Source organism: Clostridium sp. ATCC BAA-442 (genome assembly GCF_964239415.1).
Taxonomy (GTDB): domain Bacteria; phylum Bacillota; class Clostridia; order Oscillospirales; family Oscillospiraceae; genus Flavonifractor; species Flavonifractor plautii.
In genome coordinates this window covers 1-21,715 of the sequence record NZ_CAXSQB010000029.1, presented here as the reverse complement: position 1 = coordinate 21,715, position 21,715 = coordinate 1, and the positions used below count along the sequence as shown (strand labels likewise).

Annotated in this window: 12 protein-coding genes; 4 read left to right on the top strand and 8 right to left on the bottom strand. The window is 61.3% G+C overall.

From position 1 onward, the window contains the following. Positions 1-45: 45 nt before the first annotated feature. A complete protein-coding gene (gene ppdK / locus ACESY8_RS12635) occupies positions 46-2,685 on the bottom strand; it encodes a pyruvate, phosphate dikinase (RefSeq protein ID WP_007491586.1) in 2,640 nt (879 codons plus the stop codon). Positions 2,686-3,329: 644 nt separating this feature from the next. On the opposite strand from ppdK, the gene ACESY8_RS12630 reads away from it, so the two are divergent. Then, positions 3,330-7,748, top strand: a complete 4,419-nt coding sequence (locus ACESY8_RS12630) for an S-layer homology domain-containing protein (protein WP_498794761.1) — start codon at positions 3,330-3,332, stop codon at positions 7,746-7,748. A 68-nt stretch (positions 7,749-7,816) separates the two neighbouring features. Here the strand turns inward: ACESY8_RS12630 and ACESY8_RS12625 are convergent, their stop codons facing one another. The 3 genes from ACESY8_RS12625 to ACESY8_RS12615 are packed head-to-tail and all read right to left on the bottom strand — an operon-like array spanning position 7,817 to position 12,130. Next, the gene (locus tag ACESY8_RS12625; protein ID WP_054339542.1) at positions 7,817-8,722 is read right to left on the bottom strand and encodes a hypothetical protein; all 906 of its coding nucleotides are present in this window, start codon (positions 8,720-8,722) and stop codon (positions 7,817-7,819) included. After that, on the bottom strand, positions 8,719-9,450 hold the full coding sequence (locus ACESY8_RS12620) for a response regulator (protein WP_021631971.1): 732 nt from the start codon (positions 9,448-9,450) through the stop codon (positions 8,719-8,721). The genes ACESY8_RS12625 and ACESY8_RS12620 overlap by 4 nt, the downstream gene beginning before the upstream one ends. Further along, a complete protein-coding gene (locus tag ACESY8_RS12615) occupies positions 9,422-12,130 on the bottom strand; it encodes an ATP-binding protein (RefSeq protein ID WP_498794760.1) in 2,709 nt (902 codons plus the stop codon). Before ACESY8_RS12615 ends, ACESY8_RS12620 begins: the two co-directional genes overlap by 29 nt. 249 nt (positions 12,131-12,379) lie before the next feature. Here ACESY8_RS12615 and ACESY8_RS12610 point away from each other — a divergent pair, with 249 nt between their 5' ends. The 3 genes from ACESY8_RS12610 (at position 12,380) to ACESY8_RS12600 (ending at position 15,583) form a co-directional block, all read left to right on the top strand. Then, entirely contained in the window at positions 12,380-13,105 is a 726-nt protein-coding gene (locus tag ACESY8_RS12610; protein WP_498794759.1) for a polysaccharide deacetylase family protein, read from the top strand. 410 nt (positions 13,106-13,515) lie between these two features. Then, entirely contained in the window at positions 13,516-14,613 is a 1,098-nt protein-coding gene (leuB, locus tag ACESY8_RS12605; protein WP_195307437.1) for a 3-isopropylmalate dehydrogenase, read from the top strand. A gap of 40 nt (positions 14,614-14,653) precedes the next feature. Next, a complete protein-coding gene (locus ACESY8_RS12600) occupies positions 14,654-15,583 on the top strand; it encodes a LysR family transcriptional regulator (RefSeq protein ID WP_007489225.1) in 930 nt (309 codons plus the stop codon). Positions 15,584-15,659: 76 nt separating this feature from the next. Here ACESY8_RS12600 and ACESY8_RS12595 read toward each other — a convergent pair whose 3' ends face one another. From ACESY8_RS12595 to ACESY8_RS12580, 4 genes are read right to left on the bottom strand one after another with little or no spacing between them, the layout of a single operon-like run. Continuing rightward, a complete protein-coding gene (locus tag ACESY8_RS12595; protein WP_131971539.1) occupies positions 15,660-17,123 on the bottom strand; it encodes an SLC13 family permease in 1,464 nt (487 codons plus the stop codon). A 43-nt stretch (positions 17,124-17,166) separates the two neighbouring features. Further along, the gene (locus tag ACESY8_RS12590; RefSeq protein ID WP_024724793.1) at positions 17,167-18,018 is read right to left on the bottom strand and encodes an amidohydrolase family protein; all 852 of its coding nucleotides are present in this window, start codon (positions 18,016-18,018) and stop codon (positions 17,167-17,169) included. 5 nt (positions 18,019-18,023) lie between these two features. Next, positions 18,024-18,944 carry a glycyl-radical enzyme activating protein gene (locus tag ACESY8_RS12585; RefSeq protein WP_204682449.1) on the bottom strand — a complete coding sequence of 307 codons (921 nt, stop codon included), beginning with the start codon at positions 18,942-18,944 and terminating at the stop codon, positions 18,024-18,026. Positions 18,945-18,972: 28 nt separating this feature from the next. Further along, the gene (locus ACESY8_RS12580) at positions 18,973-21,477 is read right to left on the bottom strand and encodes a glycyl radical protein (RefSeq protein WP_204682447.1); all 2,505 of its coding nucleotides are present in this window, start codon (positions 21,475-21,477) and stop codon (positions 18,973-18,975) included. Positions 21,478-21,715: the final 238 nt, after the last annotated feature.

Genomic DNA, 21,715 nt, shown 5'->3' with positions numbered 1-21,715 from the left:
GCCCATTTGGGCGCCGCTCCTGTTTGCTTTATAAATTGCTCGCCTTTAGCGGGGGTTCTTGATGGCGGCCTGGGCGGCAGCCAGACGGGCGATGGGCACGCGGTAGGGGGAGCAGGACACATAGTTCAGGCCAACCTTGTGGCAGAACTCCACGGAGGTGGGGTCGCCGCCGTGCTCGCCGCAGATACCCAGGTGGATGTCGGGGCGGGTCTCCTTGCCCAGCTTGGCGGCCATGGCCACCAGCTTGCCTACGCCGTTCTGATCCAGGTGGGCGAAGGGATCGGACTCATAGATCTTCTTGTCGTAGTAGTAGCTCAGGAACTTGCCGGCGTCGTCGCGGGAGAAGCCGAAGGTCATCTGGGTCAGGTCGTTGGTGCCGAAGGAGAAGAACTCGGCCTCCTTGGCGATCTCGTCGGCAGTCAGGGCGGCGCGGGGGATCTCGATCATGGTGCCGACCTCATACTTCATGTCGATACCGGCGTCCTTGATGATCTTGTCGGCGGTGGCGACCACCACGTCCTTGACGTACTTGAGCTCCTTGACCTCGCCCACCAGGGGGATCATGATCTCGGGCACCATCTTCCAGTCGGGGTGCTTCTTCTGGACGTTGATGGCGGCGTTGATAACGGCGGTGGTCTGCATCTCGGCGATCTCCGGATAGGAGACGGCCAGACGGCAGCCGCGGTGGCCCATCATGGGGTTAAACTCGTGCAGGGAGGCGATGACCTCGTGCAGGCGCTCTACGGTGACGCCGATCTCGCCGGCGATCTCCTTGATGTCCTCCTCCTTGGTGGGCAGGAACTCGTGCAGCGGGGGATCCAGGAAGCGAATGACAACCGGGCAGCCCTCCATGGCCTCGTACAGGCCCTCGAAGTCGCCCTGCTGGTAGGGCATGATCTTGGCCAGGGCCTTCTTGCGGTCCTCGGTGTTGTCGGCGACGATCATCTCGCGCATGGCCTTGATGCGCTCGCCCTCAAAGAACATATGCTCGGTGCGGCACAGGCCAATGCCCTGGGCGCCGAAAGCGCGGCCCTGGGCGGCGTCGCGGGGGGTGTCGGCGTTGGTGTAGACCATGAGCTGACGGTACTTGTCCGCCCAGCCCATCAGGCGGCCGAAGTAGCCGGAGCCGGGGTCGGCGGGCACGGTGGCCACGGCCTCGCCGTAGATGTTGCCGGTGGAGCCGTCCAGGGAGATCCAGTCGCCCTCGTGGTACTCCTTGCCGGCCAGGGTGAACTTCTTGTTCTCATAGTCCACCACGATGTCGCCGCAGCCGGACACGCAGCAGGTGCCCATGCCGCGGGCCACCACGGCGGCGTGAGAGGTCATGCCGCCGCGGACGGTCAGGATGCCCTGGGAGACCTGCATGCCCTCGATGTCCTCGGGAGAGGTCTCCAGGCGGACCAGGATGACCTTCTCGCCCCGCTCGTGCCACTCCTTGGCCTCCTCGGCGGTGAACACCACGCGGCCGCAGGCGGCGCCGGGGGAGGCGGCCAGGCCCTTGCCCACGACCTGGGCCTTCTTCAGGGCCTCGGCGTCAAAGGTGGGGTGCAGCAGGGCGTCGAGCTGCTTGGGATCGACGCGGCACACGGCCTCCTTCTCGTCGATCATACCCTCGTCCACCAGATCCACGGCCACCTTCAGGGCGGCGGCGGCGGTGCGCTTGCCGTTGCGGGTCTGCAGCATATAGAGCTTGCCGTTCTCAATGGTGAACTCCATGTCCTGCATGTCCTTGTAGTGCTTCTCCAGGCGGTCGGCGATGGCGGCGAACTGCTCGTACACCGCGGGCATCTCCTCATGCAGCTTGGAGATGGGGGAAGGGGTGCGCACGCCGGCCACCACGTCCTCGCCCTGGGCGTTGATCAGGTACTCGCCGAACAGGGCCTTCTCGCCGGTGGCGGGGTTGCGGGTGAAGGCCACGCCGGTGCCGGAGTTGTCGCCGGAGTTGCCGAACACCATGGACTGGACGTTGACGGCGGTGCCCCAGTCGTAGGGGATCTCGTTCATGCGGCGGTAGACGTTGGCGCGGGGGTTGTCCCAGGAGCGGAACACGGCCTTGACGGCCTCCATGAGCTGGACCTTGGGATCCTGGGGGAAGTCCTCGCCCTTCTCCTTCTTGTAGAACTCCTTGAACAGAACCACCAGGTTCTTCATGTCCTCGGTGTCCAGCTCCACGTCCTGCTTGACGCCCTTTTTGGCCTTGACGTCGTCGATAATCTCCTCAAAGCGCTTCTTGCTCAGCTCCATCACCACGTCGGAGAACATCTGGATGAACCGGCGGTAGGAGTCGTAGGCGAAGCGGGGGTTGTTGGTGAACTTGGCCAGGCCCTCCACCACGGTGTCGTTCAGGCCCAGGTTGAGGATGGTGTCCATCATGCCGGGCATGGAGGCGCGGGCGCCGGAGCGCACGGAAACCAGCAGGGGGTTCTCGGGATCGGCGAACTTCTTGCCGCAGATGGCCTCCATCTTGCCCAGGTACTCGTAGATCTGGGCCTGGATGTCCGCGTTGATCTGGCGGCCGTCGTTATAATACTGGGTGCAGGCCTCGGTGGTGACGGTGAAGCCCTGGGGCACGGGCATACCCAGATTGGTCATCTCAGCCAGGTTGGCGCCCTTGCCGCCCAGCAGCTCCCGCATGGAGCCGTTGCCCTCTGAGAACAAATAGACATACTTATGCGTGTTGGCCATTTGTCATTCCTCCTAGATTTACGTTGCACTACTATACTCAAATACAGTAACCGGAGACATTATACCATTTTGCCAAAAGATTGCAAGAGATACCCGTCGGTTTTCTTTCTCTTTTGCTCAATTTTCGCCACTTTGGGCGCACGGAAGTGCCAACTGGCTTCATTTTGCTCCAGCCGTCCCCGCCCCGACCGGCCGCGCATAAAAAATGCCCGCAGAAGCGGACATCGTGTTTTTAAATGTCTACATTATCAAACATGTGGATGTTTAGTAAATATATCATTTTTGCAGGAAAATTGCAACAGGCTATTAATATATTTTACAAATTTATTTCCTAAATCTTCCTATCGCAAAATGTTGTATCCTCGTTTAAAAAGGTTAGACATTTACAAAAAGGAGGATACACCATGAGACATCAAAAAAAACGGTGGTTTGCCGCATTATTATCTTTATGTATGTTACTATCTATTCTTCCTTCAACTTCTCTAGCTTTTAGTGAAAGCGAAGAGACCTGGAGTGGGAACAGGAGGAATCAGACCATTGATGGCGGAACCCATACAATTACGCTTAGTAATCTTACTATTGACTCACCGGGCGTTGAGAAATCTGCTATTGATATAACTGGTAACGCAGATGTCACCTTTATATTGGAGGGCAACAACACTCTCAGAGGTTACCGGAATCATCCTGCCATCTGGGTGGAGTCCGGTTCCTCCGTTACCTTTGAAGGAAACGGATTACTCGAGGCCTCCGCCGGCGGGGCATCCATCGGTTTGGGGGCGGCCGGAATCGGCGGTGGATATGGCGCCAGCAGTAATTTTGGCAATATCACCATCAACGGTGGTACCATCATTGCCCGAGGCTCCGGAGGCGGCGCGGGCATCGGCGGCGGCTACGAGGTCGGCAGCGGGACTGTAACCGGCAATGTTACCATCAACGGCGGATACGTCACGGCCATCGGTGGGTCAAGCGGCAGTACCGGCGGCGCGGGCATCGGCTCCGGTGAGAACGCAAACTATAGCGGAACCGTCACCATCAACGGCGGTGTGGTATACGCCGAGGGCGGTGCGGACTCCACCAGCATCGGCCGCGGCAACCGTGCTATCGGTACAAGCGACAACGGAGCCTTCACCACCGGCACGGGCGGAAACGCCGTCATCGTGGCCCCGGACGGCATTGGGGCCCCCTCCGGCTTCGCTGACTGGGACGGTATTTTTATCAGCTATGAGGGCAGTAATACGAGCGCGACGGTGGGTGAGGACGGTACGGTTCACCTGAATGACACAGAGGCCAATATCCAGGTCTGGGGTGAACCGGTGATTGACTATCCGCTTGTGGTGGAAAGCGGCACCGAGCTGCGGGTCGTCCAGAATGACCGAAACTACGCCTACGCCACTCTGGAAATCGGCCAGGACGGCAAACTGACCAATAACGGCACCGTCACCGTAGACGAGGGAAGCACCCTGATTCTGCGGGAAGGTCTTGACCAGACAGATGGCAGCGGTACACTGGAATGCACCGGCACCGTCAAACTGCCCCCGGAGGATATGCTGATTGCCCTGTCCGGCGCGGAGGACCTGACCTACAACGGCACGGAGCAGAGCCCCGAGGTAAGCGTTACATTAAATCTGTGGGGCTATTCCCATACCTATGGGAATCCGGCGGACTATACCGTAACTTACACAGATGCCACAAACGCCGGAGAGACTGCCAAGGCCGTTGTTACCTCCACTGGTGCCGGCGACCTGCTGGCGGGCAGCGCCTCCAAGACCTTTGTCATTCAACCGGCCGCTTATAGCATTAACGTGTCCGACGGGAAGTGGACAGTGGCGCATGGTGAAACGCAGCTCCTGTCCAAGCTGCCCCCTGCCACCATTTCCATTGACCCGTCGATTCAAGATAACCTGACCGGCCTGAGGGCTGGGAACCTGACTTGGTATATGGATGGGCAACATTCGCAAGCGGTGACCGATACCTCCCTTCAGAATACATCCGCCGGCGAAGAGGTACCCCTCTATTGGGTTTTCAGCCACAGTGATTCCAATTTTGCGCCAGAGTCCAAGTCCGGGACACTGACCATCACGATTACCAATCTGCCCATTTATCCGGTTGTGATCCGGCAGGGAGATGAGGTTGTTACAAATGGTACCATCAACAAGACCTATGGGGATGAAAACTTCACTCTAACTGTCGAACTTCAAAAGGATGATAGCCCTATTTCTCCTGATAGTCTAGTTACCTTTACTAGCAACAATGAAGATGTGGTAACAGTAGCCCCGAGTGGTGAGGTTACCATCACCGGCAGCGGAACCGCTGTCATTACCGCCAGCGTGGCGGAACAAGGCGGAGACGGCGGCTATGCCCCCCCCAGCGGTACCGTCACCGTATCTGTGGCTCAAAAGCCGATTTCCGTGGATGACAGCACCGTGAAGCTGAACGGTCACTCCAGTCCGTATACGTGGCCCTATGATGGACATGCGTCGGTTACAGTCGATGCCGAACTGACCCAAGCTGACATTGTAGGCAGCGATGATGTGGATGTGACCGCCACCGGAACACTGAGCAATGCAAACGCCGGCAATCGGTCGGTCACCCTTTCTTACGAGCTGACCGGCGACCGGGCCATGCACTACGTTCTGCGTCCAGCCCAAGCAAGTAAGCCGGTGGTCGTTACCAAAGCTGATCCCGGCCAGAATCAGATTTCTGCCAATCCCGGCGCCTTGACCATCGCCAACCGGGCCGCCAGGACGTATACCTATCCCCTCTCCCAGTTGACTGCTGGACTGGATGGCTTGGGAAACATCTCCTATAAGTCGGGTAATATTACAATAGCCAAAGAGGGATACTTTACCACTGACGCTGTCAGGGTAAATGCCGGTGTCCTGCGCCTGCCCGTCAACGCCGTGGAGTCTGATGAAGAAACAAAGGTTGCAGACATAGCAATTACAATTTCCAGCACCAACTACGAAGACTTCACCGGCACCGTTACGGTCAACAGCAAAAATCTCCATGTTCTGACCTATGATCCCAACGGCGGCAGCGGCGGCCCCGGAACGGAGCTGCTGGACACCCAGACCGGCTACACCTTGAAGCAGTCCCCCGCCCCCACTCACGATCAGCAGGACGGCGTGGATGTGTTGTTTATTGGATGGACAGCGGACACCACTGGAAACAAGATCTACACCGCCAGCGATACAGCGCCCACCACTGTTGCCAACGTAGACATCAACGGCGACACGACGGTTTACGCCGCCTGGGGCGTGGATACCAATGGCGACGGCGTGCCGGACGTGAACGAGACCGGCAAGTACACGCTGACCTACGCCGAAAACGAGCTGGAGAGCGGCACCTTGCAGGGGGTTCTGCCCACCGACAGCGGCACTTATGTCAAGGGCAATACGGTTGCCCTGGCCGATGGAAGCGGCCTCAGCCTCACCGGAACTACAACCAGCGACAAGGGAACGGCCCGTTTCGTGGGCTGGTCCAAGACACAGATTGACCGCATTCTCTCGCAGGGTGACACCATGCCCGCCGGTGTTGTGGAGCAGGTGACCTTCACCAACTCTGATATCACTGTTTACGCCGTCTGGGGCTGGGATACCAATGACGACGGCAAGCCCGACATCACTCAGAATCCCTCCATCACCTCCTCCGCGGGTGAGAACGGCTCCATCGCCCCGGAGGGCAAGGTCTATGTCCCGGCCGGGAACAGCCAGAAGTTTGATTTTACTCCGGACACCGGCTATGCCGTGGACCGGGTCACCATCGACGGCAATGCCTATGTGAACAACGGGGTCAACCTGCTGCCCGGCATGGACACCTGGGAAAAGTGGGAATCCTACACCTTCGCCGATGTCCGGGAAGATCACACCATTTCCGTGACCTTCGGTGAGGATACCAACAATAACAACGTCCCCGACGCCAACGAGGGCACCGTCACCCTGACCTATAACGCCAACGGCGGCGAGGGCTCGGCCCCTGCCGACCAGAGCGCCGACAAGTGGAGCACCGTCACCGTGGCGGAAAACACCTTCACCCGCTCCGGTTACAGCTTTGCCGGGTGGAACACCCAGGCGGACGGCAGCGGTGAGGATTATGCCGCCGGCGACGCCTTCCAGCTCACCGGCCAGGATGCCGTCCTCTATGCGCAGTGGAGCTATAACGGCGGCGGTAGCACCGGCACGGCCCGGTACACCATTGAGGCCAGCGCGGGCCATGGCGGCGGGATCAGCCCGGACGGCAGGGTGCGGGTGAGCCGCGGCAGCGACAAGACCTTCCGCATCACCCCCGATGCCGGGTATGAGATTGCCGACGTGCTGGTGGACGGCGAAAGTGTGGGCGCGGTCAGCCGTTACACCTTTGAAACCGTTCGTAAGAACCACACCATTGAGGCGGAGTTCCGCGCCGTGGAGAAGGCCCCGGATACGGGCGTGGACCGCTGGCTCAACACCACCGACCATATGGCCTACCTCAATGGCTACGGAACCGGCCTCTTCGGCCCCGACGACCACATGCCCCGGGCCCAGGCGGCCCAGATGTTCTACAACCTCCTGCTGGACCAGGAGGTGTCCGCCGCGGTCCGCTTCACCGACGTGCCCGCCGACGCCTGGTACGCCCGCGCGGTGGAGACCCTGGCCTCCCTGGGCATGGTGGAAGGCGTAGGCGGCGGGAAATTCGCCCCGGAGCGCACCATCACCCGGGCGGAGTTCACGGTGATGGCCATGCGCTTTGCCCGCCTGCCCGAGGGCGGGGAGAATCCCTTCTCCGATGTGACCTCCTCCGACTGGTTCTACGACCAGGTGGTGGGGGCGGTGCAGTACGGGTGGATCACCGGCTACACCGACGGCACCTTCCGGCCGGAGGCCACCATCACCCGGGCGGAGGTGACGGCCATCACCAACCGCCTGCTGGACCGGGCGGCGGACGAGGACTACGTGGACGACCACGCCGGCGAGCTGCGCCAGTTCCCCGATGTGAGCGCCTCCTACTGGGCCTACCACGACATTGTGGAGGCCACCAACGCCCACAGCTACCGTGTCTATGACGGCGAGGAGCACTGGATGTAAGTACCTCCTGATCTTCCTCTTCCATACAAAAGCGTCCCCCGGAACCGATTGGTTCCGGGGGACATCTTTTATTCCCGCTTGTCCAGGGGAAACAGGATTTTCAGAAACAGCTTTTCGGCCGGGCCGCCGCGGATCAGATCAAAGCTGCGCGCCGAACCGTCCGGCCCGGTGACGGTAAACCGGCCCGCCCCGTTGACCACCGCGAAGCCCAGGGCTTCCAGGGTGAGCTGGAGGGTGAGCTCCCACTCCAGCAGGGAGTCCACCGCCCCCTCCCGGTAGGCGTCCCACAGCCACTGGAATTCCATGGGCTGGGTCCCGTCCTGGAGGAAGCCGCGCCACAGCGCCTCCTTCTGCCGGGCCGAGAGGGCCTCCAACGCGTCCAGCACACCGGCGTCCTCCTCCCAGGCCAGGTAGGCGTAGCGGCTCCCCGTGGGGCGGCGGACCGGAAGGCCATCCCCCAGGGCGGCGGCCTGAGCGGGCTCCAGGGCGGCGCTGGACCGGGCGCGGGCGCTCCCGGCGCACAGGGCGGCCCAGGCGGCGGCCCGGGCCGGAGTGTCCATCTCCACCCGCAGGCACAGGCCGGTGAGCTGGTCAAAGGGCCGGCCGGACACCGAGCGCAGGCGGATAACTGCGGCGCCGTCCGCACGCACGGCGGCCCGTAGCTCGCCGGTCTCCCGCCGGGCGGTGGTGCCGTACACCGTCACGGGCCAGAACCCCGCCAGCCCCGCCAGCGCCCCGCCGCACACCTCCGCCAGATCCCGCCACGGGAACACCGTGTCCGGGTAGAACAGCAGCAGCGCCGGGCTGTCCGGCCGCTGGAGCACCACAGGCTCACAGTCAAAGAGCTGTCCCACATCCCGCATCAGGCCCAGCAGCGCCCCAGGGCCTGCCGCGCACCCAGGCCGCAGTCCAGGGAGCCGGTGCTCCCCGGCGGGGCGGTAGGGATACAGCATGGCCTCTCCTCCCCCGCTCATGCCTCGCTCTCCGCCCCGGCCTCCTCGTCGGGCTGGCGGATCATCCGGTAGCCCACGCCGATGTGGGTCTGGATGTACCGGGGGTGGCTGGGATCGGGCTCGATCTTCTTGCGCAGCGTGGCCATAAACACCCGCAGGGAGGGGGTGTCGGAGGGCAGGGCGCTGCTCCAGATCTTGTTGAGAATGTAGTTGTGGGTGAGCACCTTGCCGGTGTTCTGGGCCAGCAGGCACAGCAGCTTGTACTCGATGGGGGTCAGGTGGATCTCCTTCCCGTTCTGGTAGGTGCAGCCGGCGGCGTAGTCGATTTTCAGCCCGCCGTTCTGGTAGATGCTGGCCGCCTCGTCCACCTTCTCGCTGTCGTAGCGCACCCGGCGCAGGGACACCCGCAGCCGGGCCAGCAGCTCCTCCACCGAGAAGGGCTTGGTCAGATAGTCGTCCGCCCCGGCATCCAGGGCCTCCACCTTGTCGTGATCCTCGCTGCGGGCGGAGATGACAATGATGGGGGTGTTGCTCCAGGTGCGCACCTTCTTGATGATGTCCACGCCGTCCATGTCGGGCAGGCCCAGATCCAGCAGGATCACGTCGGGCCGGCAGGAGGCCGCCTCCAGCACGCCGGAGGCGCCGTTTTTGGCCCGCCGGTACTGGTAGTGCTGGGTCTCCAGGGTGGTGGAAATCAGGTTGCCGATGGCGTTGTCGTCTTCAATGATCAAGATTTGAGGTTTGTTCATCGGTGTTCACCTCCGCAAGTGGTAGTGTAAAGCTGAAGATAGCGCCCTTGGGATAGTTGTCCTCCACGGTGATGGAGCCGCCGTGGGCCTGCACAATGGAGCGGCACAGGGACAGGCCCAGCCCCAGGCCCCGCCGCCCGTCGCCCCGGGCGTTGTTGGCTGTGTAAAACATGTCGAACAGCTTGGCCTTGGCCTCGTCCGAGATGCCGGGGCCGTCGTCGGCGATGCGCACCTCCACGCTCTCTCCCCGCTTCCGGGCGGACACCTGGACATGGGAGCCGGGGGGCGTGTATTTGATGGCGTTGTTGACGATGTTGATGACCACCTGCACGATCAGGCGGGCGTCCATTTTGGCCATAAGCATGTCGTCAGGCAGCTCCACGGTAATGGTGTGCTCCTTGGCCTTCCGGTCCAGGTGGGTCAGGGCCTCCTGGAACACCTCCTCCAGCAGCTCCGGCTCCATCTTCAGACGTATGGTGCCGTTCTCAATGCGGGAGACGGAGAGCAGGTTCTCCACCAGGTTGGCCAGCCACATGGAGTCGTCGTAGATAGAGGTGTAGAGCTGCCGCCGCTTGGCCGCGTCCAGCACGGAGGCGTTCTCCATGAGAATGCCCGCGTTGCCCGAAATGGCGGTCAGCGGGGTGCGCAGATCGTGGGAGATGGCCCGCAGCAGGTTGGCCCGCAGGGCCTCCTGCTGGGCCTGCTCCTCCACCCGGTGCTTCTCCTGGCCCAGCAGCTCCTTCTCCAGCACCAGGCCGCACTCGTCCACGATGGCCAGCATCAGGTTTTTCTCAAAGGCGTCAGGCTCCCGGCCCTCCTCGATGGCAATACCCGCCACCGCCAGGGCGCTGCCCTCCCCCCGCACCGCCAGATAGAGGCACTTGGCGTTGGGCAGGGTGTTGGTGGTGGCGCCGGCGTGCTTGTTGTTCTTCTGCACCCAGGAGGCCACCGCCGTCTCGTCAGGGCCCAGGTATGCCCCTGTGTCCACGGTGGGCTCCACGGGGAAGAACCGGGGCTGGCCCAGGGTGCCGTCGGGCAGCACCGGGTAGTACAGGGCCGTCCGCTCCAGCAGCTTGCGCAGTTGTACCGCCATGGCCTCCAGAATGGCCTCCTGGCCCTCCGCCTTCTGGAGGGTCTGGCTGGCCTCCAGAAGCACCTGGGTGCGGTAGGCCTGCCGGGAGGCCAGCCGCGCCTGCCGCTTGATGCGGGTGGTCAGCGAGCTGCTCAGGAAGGCCACCAGGAACATCACCAGGAAGGTGGCCAGATAGCTCTTGTCGTTGAAGTGGAGCGTGAACAGCGGGACGGTAAAGAAGAAATTGAAGATAAGAATGGACAGGATGGAGGCCGCCAGGCTATAGAGCCGCCCGCTGGTGACCATGGCCACCACCAGCACGCCCAACTGGTAGATCATGATGATGTTGGCCTCGCTGAAGTCCAGATAGGCGAAGGCCAGGCCCACCATCGTGCACACCGCCAGGATCACCAGGGTGCGCAGCGCGTCCTTGACGGTGAACCGCTCGCTGAGGTTCCAGCTCTTCCGCGGCGCCCGGTAGGCGGGGTAGGTGTCCGGGATGATGTGGATGTCCAGATCGGGGGCCAGGGCGTTGAGCCGGTCCACCAGGTTTTTGCTCCGCTCCCAAAAGAAGCGCTTGTTATTGCTCCGGCCCAGGACGATTTTAGTCACGCCGCTGGCCCGGGCGTACTCGGCGATCTGGAGGGGGGTGTCGTCGCCGTACACCGTGGCGATGCGGGCCCCCAGCTCCTCCGCCAGGCGCAGGTTGGCCCGCAGGCGGCTGCGGTTGTCGTCGCTCATGTCCTTGAAGTCGGAGGTCTCCACGAATAGGGCGGTGAAGCTGCTGCGGAAGGCCTCCGCCATGCGGGCCGCCGTGCGGATGACATTGGCGTTGGACGGCGCGCCGGACAGGCAGACCAGGATGTGCTCGCTACTCTTGGCCTTGGTGCCCACCCCGGTGTCCGCCGCCCGGTTGAGCCGGTCTGCGGTGCGCCGCAGGGCGATCTCGCGCAGGGCGGCCAGATTCTTCAGGGTGAAGAAGTGGTCCATGGCCCGGGCCGCCTGGTTGGGCCGGTAGATCTTGCCCTCCTTGAGCCGCTCCAGCAGATCCGCCGGCTCGATGTCCACTACCTCAACCTGGTCGGCGCGGTCAAAGATCCGGTCGGGCAGCCGCTCCGCCACCGCAATGCCGGTGATGGAGGCCACCACGTCATTGAGGCTCTCCAGGTGCTGCACGTTGACGGTGGTGTAGACGCTGATGCCTGCCCGCAGCAGCTCCTCGATATCCTGGTAGCGCTTGCGGTGCCGGCTCCCAGCGGCGTTGGTGTGGGCCAGCTCATCCACCAGGATGAGCGGGGGCTTCCGCGCCAGGGCCCCGTCCAGATCAAACTCCCGCAGCGTGATATTCTTATAGGGGATCTCCTTGTTGGGGAGCTGCTCCAGCCCGTCCAGCAGAGCCAGGGTTTCCGGCCGGACGTGCGGCTCGATGTACCCGGCCACCACGTCCACGCCCATCTCCTTGGCGTGGTGGGCGGCCTCCAGCATGGCGTAGGTCTTGCCCACGCCCGCCGCATAACCGAAGAATATCTTCAGCTTTCCCGTCCTGGTCTCCTCTTTCAGCTTGAGCTCCCGCAGCAGTGCGTCCGGATCCGGCCGCTGGTCCGTCATGGTTCCCGCCTCCCCTGCATAAAATTTTACATTATATTATATCACAGCTTTTGTTGGAATTTCGCTGCCTTTTTCACTTTCATATAAAGATTGCGTTAAGATTTCGCCAGGGCATGCGCTCACGCTCCTTTACATATAAATGAAAAAACGGCCTATTTGAGAAGGGAGCGGATTTTTGTATGAAGTGTTTGATCCTGCGGCGCCGGACCCTGACCGTGCTGGCGTGCGCCCTGCTGGCGGCGGCCATGTTTGCCCTGGTCAACGCCCCGGCAGTGGGGGGGGGCGGAGGCCCCCCCCACCGACCGGCAGCTTCCCATCTACTGCGTTCAGCGGGACCAGAAGATGCTGGCCATCTCCTTTGACGCCGCCTGGGGCAACGAGGACACCCAGCAGCTCATCGACATCCTTGGAAAATACAACGTAAAGGCCACCTTCTTCGTGGTGGGGGACTGGGTGGACAAATACCCGGAGTCCGTCAAGGCCCTCCACGACGCCGGCCACGAGGTGATGAACCACTCCAACTCCCACGCCCACATGTCTCAGCTCTCCAGCGAGGCGATCGTCGCCGATGTGGAGGCCTGCAACGACAAAATTGAGGCCGTCACCGGCGTGCGCCCCACCCTGATCCGCCCGCCCTACGGAGAATACGACAACAATGTAATTACGTCCATCCGCTCCATCGGGATGGAGCCCATCCAGTGGGACGTGGACAGTCTGGACTGGAAGGATCTCCCCGCCGGGGAGATCACGGAGCGGGTGGTGAGCCGGGTCCAGCCCGGGTCCATCGTTCTCTTCCACAACGCCGCCCTCCATACCCCCGAGGCCCTGCCCGCCATCCTCGAAACCCTGCTACAGGAGGGCTACACCTTTGTCCCCATCTCCGAGTTGATTCTCCCCGGGGAATACAACGTGGACTACACCATCGACCACACCGGCCGCCAGCTTCCGGTGCAGCCATCGTCATCCCCCCGATAAGAGTCCGCTGCCCGGACCCTCACCTGTGCAGCCCCAGCAGAGCCTGATGCCGCAGATGAGCTATTGATTGCTCCGCGAGCAATGATGTCGTCTTACTCATCGGCCCCAGGATTCCCCGCTGAATGTATGGCGCGCTTTCAGGCGAAAATCGACCGGCGGGAACGGGCGGCCCTTTTATACTGCTGATAAACATACGGTTTTTTACATCTCTCAAGCCAGGCCCCCGGAGCGTTTTGCTCCGCGGGGGGCCTGGCTTTCGCTCGGGCATACGCCGGAGCGAAAGCCCTCCATAACTTTTCTGAAGGTAACCCTTTTGTTTTGGAATTTCTCTCACATGATAAGCTTTGGTATAATGAAATTGCACAAAACAAATCGTATATATTCTTATAAAGATTGGGAGTGTGCCTGCCATGGAAAAGAAAATTGCCGTTCTGCGCGGGGATGGAATTGGTCCGGAAGTCGTCAACGAAAGTATCAAGGTATTGGAGCGGGTCGCACAGAAATTTGGGCACACGTTCCATTATTATGATATAATCGGCGGTGTCGCCGGTCTGGAGGCCTACGGCGATGCCCTGCGTCCGCAGGATTATGAGCTGGGGCGTTCCTGCGACAGCATCCTGTTCGGCTCGGTGGGTGATCCCCGCAAATACACCTTCACCGGCGCCAACGGCACCAAAAAATACCCAAGCCGTAAGGAGGCCGCAGTGAAGGCCCTGGCTTCGTTCCGGCGTGGCATGGAGCTCTTTGCCAATATCCGTCCGGCCAAGGTCTATCCCCAACTGATCCAGGCCTCTCCGCTCAAGGATACGGTGGCCCGGGAACTGGATCTCATTGTTCTGCGGGAGAATACCGCGGGTATCTTCTATGCGGGCAAGTATAGGAAGGAGATCGGCGGCGAACTGACCGCCTGCGATGAGTGCGTCTACACCTGGTCACAGATCGAGCGGCACGCCCACTGCGCGTTTGACCTGGCCATGGGCCGCAAAAAGCACGTCACGATGGTAAACAAGCCCAACGCCATGGAGACCGGCGTGCTGTGGCAGACGGTATATGAAAAGGTGGCCGAGGAATACCCTGAGGTTCACTATGAGACCATGCTGATTGACGGCTGCGCCGCCCGCCTGGTGAGCAGGCCGGGGTATTTTGACGTAATCGCGGCAGAAAATATGTTCGGCGATATCCTGTCCGACCTGGCCAACAGTGCCGCCGGCTCCATGGGTATTGCCGGCTCCGGCGACATTGGGAGCGAGGGCAAGGGATTATACGAGTGCGCCGGCGGCTCAGCGCCGGACATTGCCGGCCAGAACATTGCCAATCCCATTGCCGAGATCCTCTCTGCGGCACTGATGCTCCGCCTCTCCTTCCATATGACCGTCGAGGCCGACGCGATTGAGGCGGCCATTGTCAAGGTTTTGGACGACGGATACCGCACCGGCGACATTATGACTCCGGGAGGCAAGCGGCTCTCCTGCAGCGACATGGGGGATGCCATATCCGAGGCGATCTGACTGTGGGCCCCGGTGCGGCCTGAAAAAGGGAGGTTCCGCTATGCGCATCGAACAGCTTATCGCATTCGATAAAGTAGTGCAGCACAGCTCCTTCACAAAAGCGGCTAACGAGCTCTACACCACCCAGCCCTCTGTCAGTAAGATGATCGACGCCCTGGAGGACGAGCTGGGGCACCAACTGCTGCGGCGGACGAGCCGCGGCATCGAGCTCACCGCCTATGGCAAGTGGGTTTACGGGGACGTAAAGATCATTCTTCAAATGGTGAACGGCTGGCAGGAATCCACCCCTCTGGAGGAGGTTCCCCGGGAGGTACACATACAGAGCACCACCACCATGTGCAATTTTCTCTCCGCGGGGTTTATCCCCTGCCTGAAGGACCGGCACCCCGACATCAATCTGCTGCTCCACGAATGTCGGCGCAGCGAGATCATTCACAAAATGGAGGAGAACGGGGTCCACATCGGCCTGCTCCCGATCCGCAAGGAAAATCAGGCGGACTCGACCGCCACCCTGGAGCGGATCCGCAAAAACGGCTGGGACTGCTGCGAGGTGATTGAAGACCCGGAATACCTGTTTCTCGGCTCCGGCCATCCCCTGGCTCTGACAGGGGAAATCACGCCTCAGATGCTTGCGCAGGTGCCCCTTGGCACCTATTCCCACGTAAACGACGACAACTGGCTTCTGTTCGGACACTATTTCAGTGGAGAGGCCGGATTCCGCTGCCACAGCAAGGACGCCATCTTGCAGTATGTGGCGCAGAACAGGTGCGCCGCTATCTTTCCCAGGTTTACCTCCCAGTACGAGTATTTTGTCAGCCAGGGAGCGGTGCAGCCCGTCATGGTTCATGGACTGGATTTCGGACATGCCACCTTCCTGCTGGTCCACCAATCAGGAAAGTCCCTGCTTCGGGAGGAACAGTCGGTGGTGTGTGCGCTGAAGCGATACTTCAAGGATTGCACCTGCAAATAAAAAGGTTGAAAAGCCCCGCCGGTATCCTGTTGGGATACCGGGGGGGCTTTTCACGTATGCTCCAGACCCTGCTGCATCAGAACATGACGTTTGCCATGGGGAAGATCACGGCCAGAATAAGAACCAGGGTGATGCCGCAGCAGACAAGGCCGTATTTCACGGCGTCACTTCCGGGAATCCACTCCTTTTCGCCGTGGACAATGGCCGCAGGAGCACTGGCGGGCGGGGTTGCCATACCCATATTGGTGGCCAGCAGCACACAGACCGCCAGTGCCGCCGGATTGGCGCCGCAGGCGATGCCCACACTGTAGGCGATGGGCGTCAGCATGGCTGCGGTGGCGATGTTATTAGCCACGTTGGTGAGGGCCATACCGACAACACACATTACTGCGGTGAGGACGAGAGGGCTCTTGCCCTGGACCACCGGCGTGATCAGCTCCACCAGCCAGGCCGAGATTCCGGTGGACTCGGCGGCCATGGCATCGGCGATACTCAGCGCGGCGGCCAGGATGAAGATGATGGACCAGCCAATGTTCTTGGAGAACAGTTGGACGGCAGGCATGCCCTCCTTCAGACTGACCATAATATAGACGCCGACAGCGCCCAGCAGGATGCCGGTGGCGCCCACATTGTTCAGCACCGTACTGACAATAAAGGTCTTGGGCACGAAGGAGGGGAACAGCAGCAGGACGATCACAGTCACAAAGAAGACCATGATAAATTTCTGATACCGGCTCAGCTTGGGCAGCTCTTCCATGGATTTGTTGCTGGAGGCAATTACGCTGACATCGCACCGGAGGACAAATTTCATCAGCACCAGCAGCAGGGCCATGGTAATAGCGGTGATGACGACCACGATCGCCAGATAGGGGACAAGCGCGATGGAGTCGCCGCCGGACATCTGGGTATAGCTGGAGAACACCACAGCGGGCAGAGACTTGAATGGCAGCAGCATGTAGAAGGAGCAGCCCACACAGATTGTGCCCACCAGGGTGATAGAGGCCCACTTGCTGCCGGGCTTAACGCCGTAGAGGCGGCAGATCTCCTTGATCAGGGGGAAAATTACCATGGTGGCCGCAGCGCAGGAAACCATGATGACCAGCGCGCACATGGCCAGGAAGATCATCAGGGTCAGCAGATATGGCCTGCCCTGCACAACCTTGCGGCTGACGATCCAGCGCGCGATATACTCGGTGATACCGGCGGCGCTGATGATGTTGGTAAAGGCGAAGAAGAAGAACAGCAGCAGGACGGTGGAATTGCCGAAGCCATCCCTCAGGACGGCGGGTACGGTGGAGTAGCTGCTCAGTCCCAGGAAAAGCAAGCCGAAAATGCTGGGCCAGAAGGAGTCGTTGGCGATCAGCCAGCCATAGAGCATCCCCAGAAAGATACCGATCACCTCCACCCCGAGAGGGGTCAGCGGCTCCGCGGCGGGGACAAACTTGAAACAGACCATGATTGCCAGGGATATCAGGATGTGGATCACCTTGATCGGAGTGAGATTGGTCAATCCTTGCTGTGCTTTTAGTTGCGTACTCACATTTGAGACCTCCCTTGAAAGTTGTATTTATCTCAGGCTGGACTCACACACGCTCCAGCTCCAAGATTCTGCGGGCGTTGCCGGCCAGGAAAGCGGGCTGGGCCTCGGGTCTCAGGCGCCCCTCCAGGAAGTAGTCCACCGCCTCCCGCAGGGAGACATAGGGGTAGGCGGAACCAAAGAGCATCTGATCCCGCAGGATATAGTTCGCCGCAGCCAGGTACTCTCCGCTTCCCGGGCCGTTGAACTGGTACAAATCCGGCAGCAGATAGACATTTTTATAGCGATACGCCACGTGAATGGCCTCCGTCACCCAGGGCCAGCCTCCGTGGGAGAGGATGATGTTCAATTTGGGAAACGCCTTGGCCACCCGCTCGGCGTGCTCCGGCTTGGAGTACTCGATGTCCGGGCCGCAGTTGGAGCCCACCATGAGCATGACGGGGACACCCAGCGCCTGGCAGCGCTCATAGAGCGGGAAAATCCGTTCATCCTCCACGAACATGGGGGTCTTGGTCAGTCCCGGTTCCATGACGATGCCCCGCAGGCCCTCGCCCACGACGTACCGTTCCAGCTCCTCCATGGCCTCCGGCCCGTCGCTGGGGTCCACCCCCGCCATGCCGGTAAACCGCCCGGGGTAGGCGTGGATCAGATCCACAATGTCTTGATTGTCGACAACGCCGATGTGAGGAAGTACCTTGCGTCCGGCCAGCACCGCCATGCCGATGCCCGCCCGGTCCATTTCCGTTAAAGATGCCTCCATATCCCTGGCAGCCACAGCCGGGGACTGGTTCATACCGAACGCCTCGGAACAGCGCTTTGCCCGCTCCAGATCCCGGTACATAATGGTCTCCCGGTAGCTGCCATAGGGCGGACGGTAACGAAAATCAATGATATCCATGAAAATCACTCCTGTCCCGGTCGCAGGCCCAACTCAGCCCGCAGCTCGTCGTTGAGGCGCCTTACCGCCCCCCTGTCCGGCGGCTCCAGTCCGGCCAGGGGATAGCTCCGGCCCAGTTGGCGGTACTTTCCCTCCCCCCAGTTGTGATAGGGGAGCAGCTCGTAGTCGGCCAGCGATGGGAGCCTCCGCAGGAACTGCACGATTTCGGACAACTGTTCCAGGCCGTCGTTGACGCCGGGGATCAGAGGGGTGCGCACCCGGAGGGGCAAATCAGGGAATTCCCGGGAGAGCGCCATCAGGTTGTCCAGAATCCGCCGGTTGTCCACCCCGGTGTACCGCCTGTGTACCTCCGAAGCCATACATTTGAGATCAAAAAAGATAAGCTGGCAAAAGGGCGCGGCCTTCTGGAACGCCTCAAAGGGCACGTATCCACAGGTCTCCAGGGCCGTCCCCACCCCCTCCTCCCGGAACCGTTGCAGCAGCTCGGCAGCAAAATCGGGCTGAGCCAGAGGCTCACCTCCGCTGAGCGTCACACCGCCTTCGGCGCGCCAGCTCATGTGCTGGGCCATCACCCGCTCCACCAGGGTCCTGGCGTCAAGCTCTTCACCGATCCGGCTCAGCGCGCCGGAGCAGCAGGCCCGGACACAGGCAAAGCAGCTCCGGCAGGCGGCGCGGTCCACCTGAATCCGGCCGCCTGCCGCCACGGCGGCGGCCCCGGTGGGGCACGCAGCCGTGCAGGCCCGGCAGCCGATGCATTTGGAAGGGCGGCAGCTCAACTCAGGCTCCGCATGCTGTGACTCCGGATTGGCGCACCACTCGCACCGGAGCGGGCAGCCCTTTAGAAAAATCAGGTCCCGCATGCCGGGGCCGTCGTGGAGGCTGAAGCGCTGCACATTGAAGATGGTTCCCACTGCGGATTGGCTCATGCCGCCCCACCTCCCTCCTGCGGATGGTTTATTCGGTGCACATGCTGGTGTGCTCGGTACGGTTGATAATCTCCGTCTGCAGCTTCTCACTCAGGTCGGTGAAGTAGGCGCAGTAGCCTGCCACACGCACCACCAGGTTGCGGTATTTGTCCGGGTCCTTCTGCGCGGCCAGCAGGGTCTCCCGGTTGACGACGTTGAACTGAATGTGCCACAGTTTCAGATCCACAAAGGTGCGGATGATCTGGATAAAGTTCTGAATACCGCTCTCCCCCTCCAGGAATGCGGGAGACAGCTTGATGTTCAGCAGGCGCTGCATCGTCAGGTCGTGGGCATGGCTGTTGATGGCCGCCACGGCGTTAAGCGTGGTGATGGGGCCGTTTTCATCGGTGCCCTGGGTGGGGGAGATTCCCTCGGACAGGGCCACACCCGCCCTGCGTCCGTTGGGTGTGGCAATGGTCTTGCCGCCCAGGGCCACGTGGGAGGCCACCGGCACAAACTTCAGGTGCTTCTGTCCGCCGTGCATGGTGCGGTGGCGGACAATGACGTTCTGCATCATGGTGTCAAACCGCCGGGCCAGCTCCAGGGCGTGCTGGTCGCCGTTGGCAAACTTGGGTGCGCTGAGCAGCTTCTGGCGCATGGGCTCATAGCCCTCAAAGTTGGCGTTTACCGCCTGGCGGACCTGCTCCAGGGTGAATTCCCTGCCCCGGAATACGAACTCATCCAGGGCGGAGAGCGATTCGATCAGGGTGCCGATGCCAATGACATTCACCGCACCGTTGTCGATATACAGGCCGTAGTCCCTGTCACAGGGCTGGTGCAGATCCTTCATGTTGATCCGCCCCGCCTCGCTGAGGGCGGAGGTAAACGGGCAGGCCAGCTTCAGGGCGTTGCTCTGCTCCAGGGTGCCGGTACGCTTCATGATGTGGCGCACAAAGAAGGTAAACGCCGCCTCCAGATTGACCATCAGATCGTCCATGTTCTGAATCTGTCCGGCAGGGATGGGCGTATCCAGGAATTTCTCGTACTTCCCGTCCCCAAAGTGAACCCAGCCGTCGCTCATGGCCATCTCTAGGACGGCGGTGATGTTCAGGTTGCACACCGCAGCCAGGTAAGTCTCATAGTCGGGCAGGCGGCCCCCGCAGCAGCCACAGGCGGCATAGTCGCGGGCAATGTGCAGCGGCACGCCGGCGGCGATGTAGTGGGTGATAAACTCCTCGTCGTTGAAGAACTTGGGGCAGCCGTATCCCACCTTCACCACCTCGGCGGCGGCCCGGAGCAGCTTATCCGGGGTATTGGCGTGAACCCGCAGGCTGACATCGGGATACTGGAAGGGGAACTCCTTCTTGGAGCGGAGGATGAGGTAGGTCAGTGGATTGGTGGCGTCCCGGCCGTCGGGGGTCAGGCCGCCCAGGGAAAGGGCCTCAAAGTGGGTGTAGCCCTCGTGGCCGCCCGCCGTGCTCTTGCCCTGGTAGGGGACCACCTCACCCACCTTGATAAACATGCATTCCAGGATTTCCATGGCCCGCTCCTCCGTGAGGGTGCCGTCCTCCAGGCCCGCCTTGTAGAGGGGATAGAGATACTGGTCCAGGCGGCCCAAACCCACACCGCCGCCGTTCATGTTCTCCAGCCGGTAGCCCACCTGGAGGAACCACTGGGCCTGCACCGCCTCATAGAAGTTCCGGGCGGGGTGCTCGGGCACATGGCGGCAAATCTCCGCAATGGTCTCCAGCTCGGCCCGGCGTACCGGGTCGCTCTCCTCCGCGGCCATCGCCTCGGCCCTGTCCGCATAGCGGTGGGCATATGTAATCATGGCCTTGCAGGAGAGAATCGCGGCGTCCAGATAGTAGATCTTGTCCATCTGGTTGTGCAGCAGGTTGCCCTCGATGCCCGCCTTCTTCTCCTCCAGCTCGCGGATGATGCTCTCCAGGCCCTCCCTGATTACCTTTTCATAGGAGCCGGTCCAGCTCAGTGTGTGGGCGTTGTTGGCCTCGTCGAAGATGAGGCCCTGGGTGGCATACTCCTCGTCGCCGTAGATCACCCTGCGGGTCTCCCTAGGGAGCATGTTCAGATAGAGCTCATGGGAGGTCTTGCCCTTCCAGTACGGAACCACCTCGTTGAGAACGGTATCCACCTCCGCCTGGGTCATGGCGTAGCCCGCCTTGCCCTCCGCCTTGAGGATCTTGGGCAGATCACGCGGGAACTGGCCGCCCCGGGTCTCAGGATATAGCACACAGTAGCGGCCCGGACCGCCGGCCGTGCCGACAATGAGCTCATGGGGCTGGATCACCACTTCTATGTGCTCCATCATGTACTGGATGGCCAGCGCGGTGCGGAGCACCTGGGGATAGGCCTCCGTCTGCATCATGGACTGCGTAAAGAGCACCGCTCGCTGGATATCCACCCGGGGCTTCTGGCCGTAAAAGCGGTCCTCCATGATCCTGTTGATGCGCGGCCGCGGAGCGGAGAGCTGCCGGCCATCCTGAATCCGCTGCTCCAAGTCGGTCATTACGGCGGTGTGTGCGTTTGCACTCATAGAACGTCCCTCCTATGTGGCTGCCATACTGTCTAAATTCTCCAGTTTTACAGCGCTGAACAGCCCTATTTCTGTACTTATCATAAACGACATGGCTCTCAGAAACAAATTCACAGTTTTCACCGCCCCATTCCAGAAGGTTATCCTTTATTTGCGTACCTTTTGCATGGAAACCATTGGACGCATATCAGTTCTCCAAAATGCAAAAAGGGCGTGTGCCGCAGCTAAGCTGCGGCAC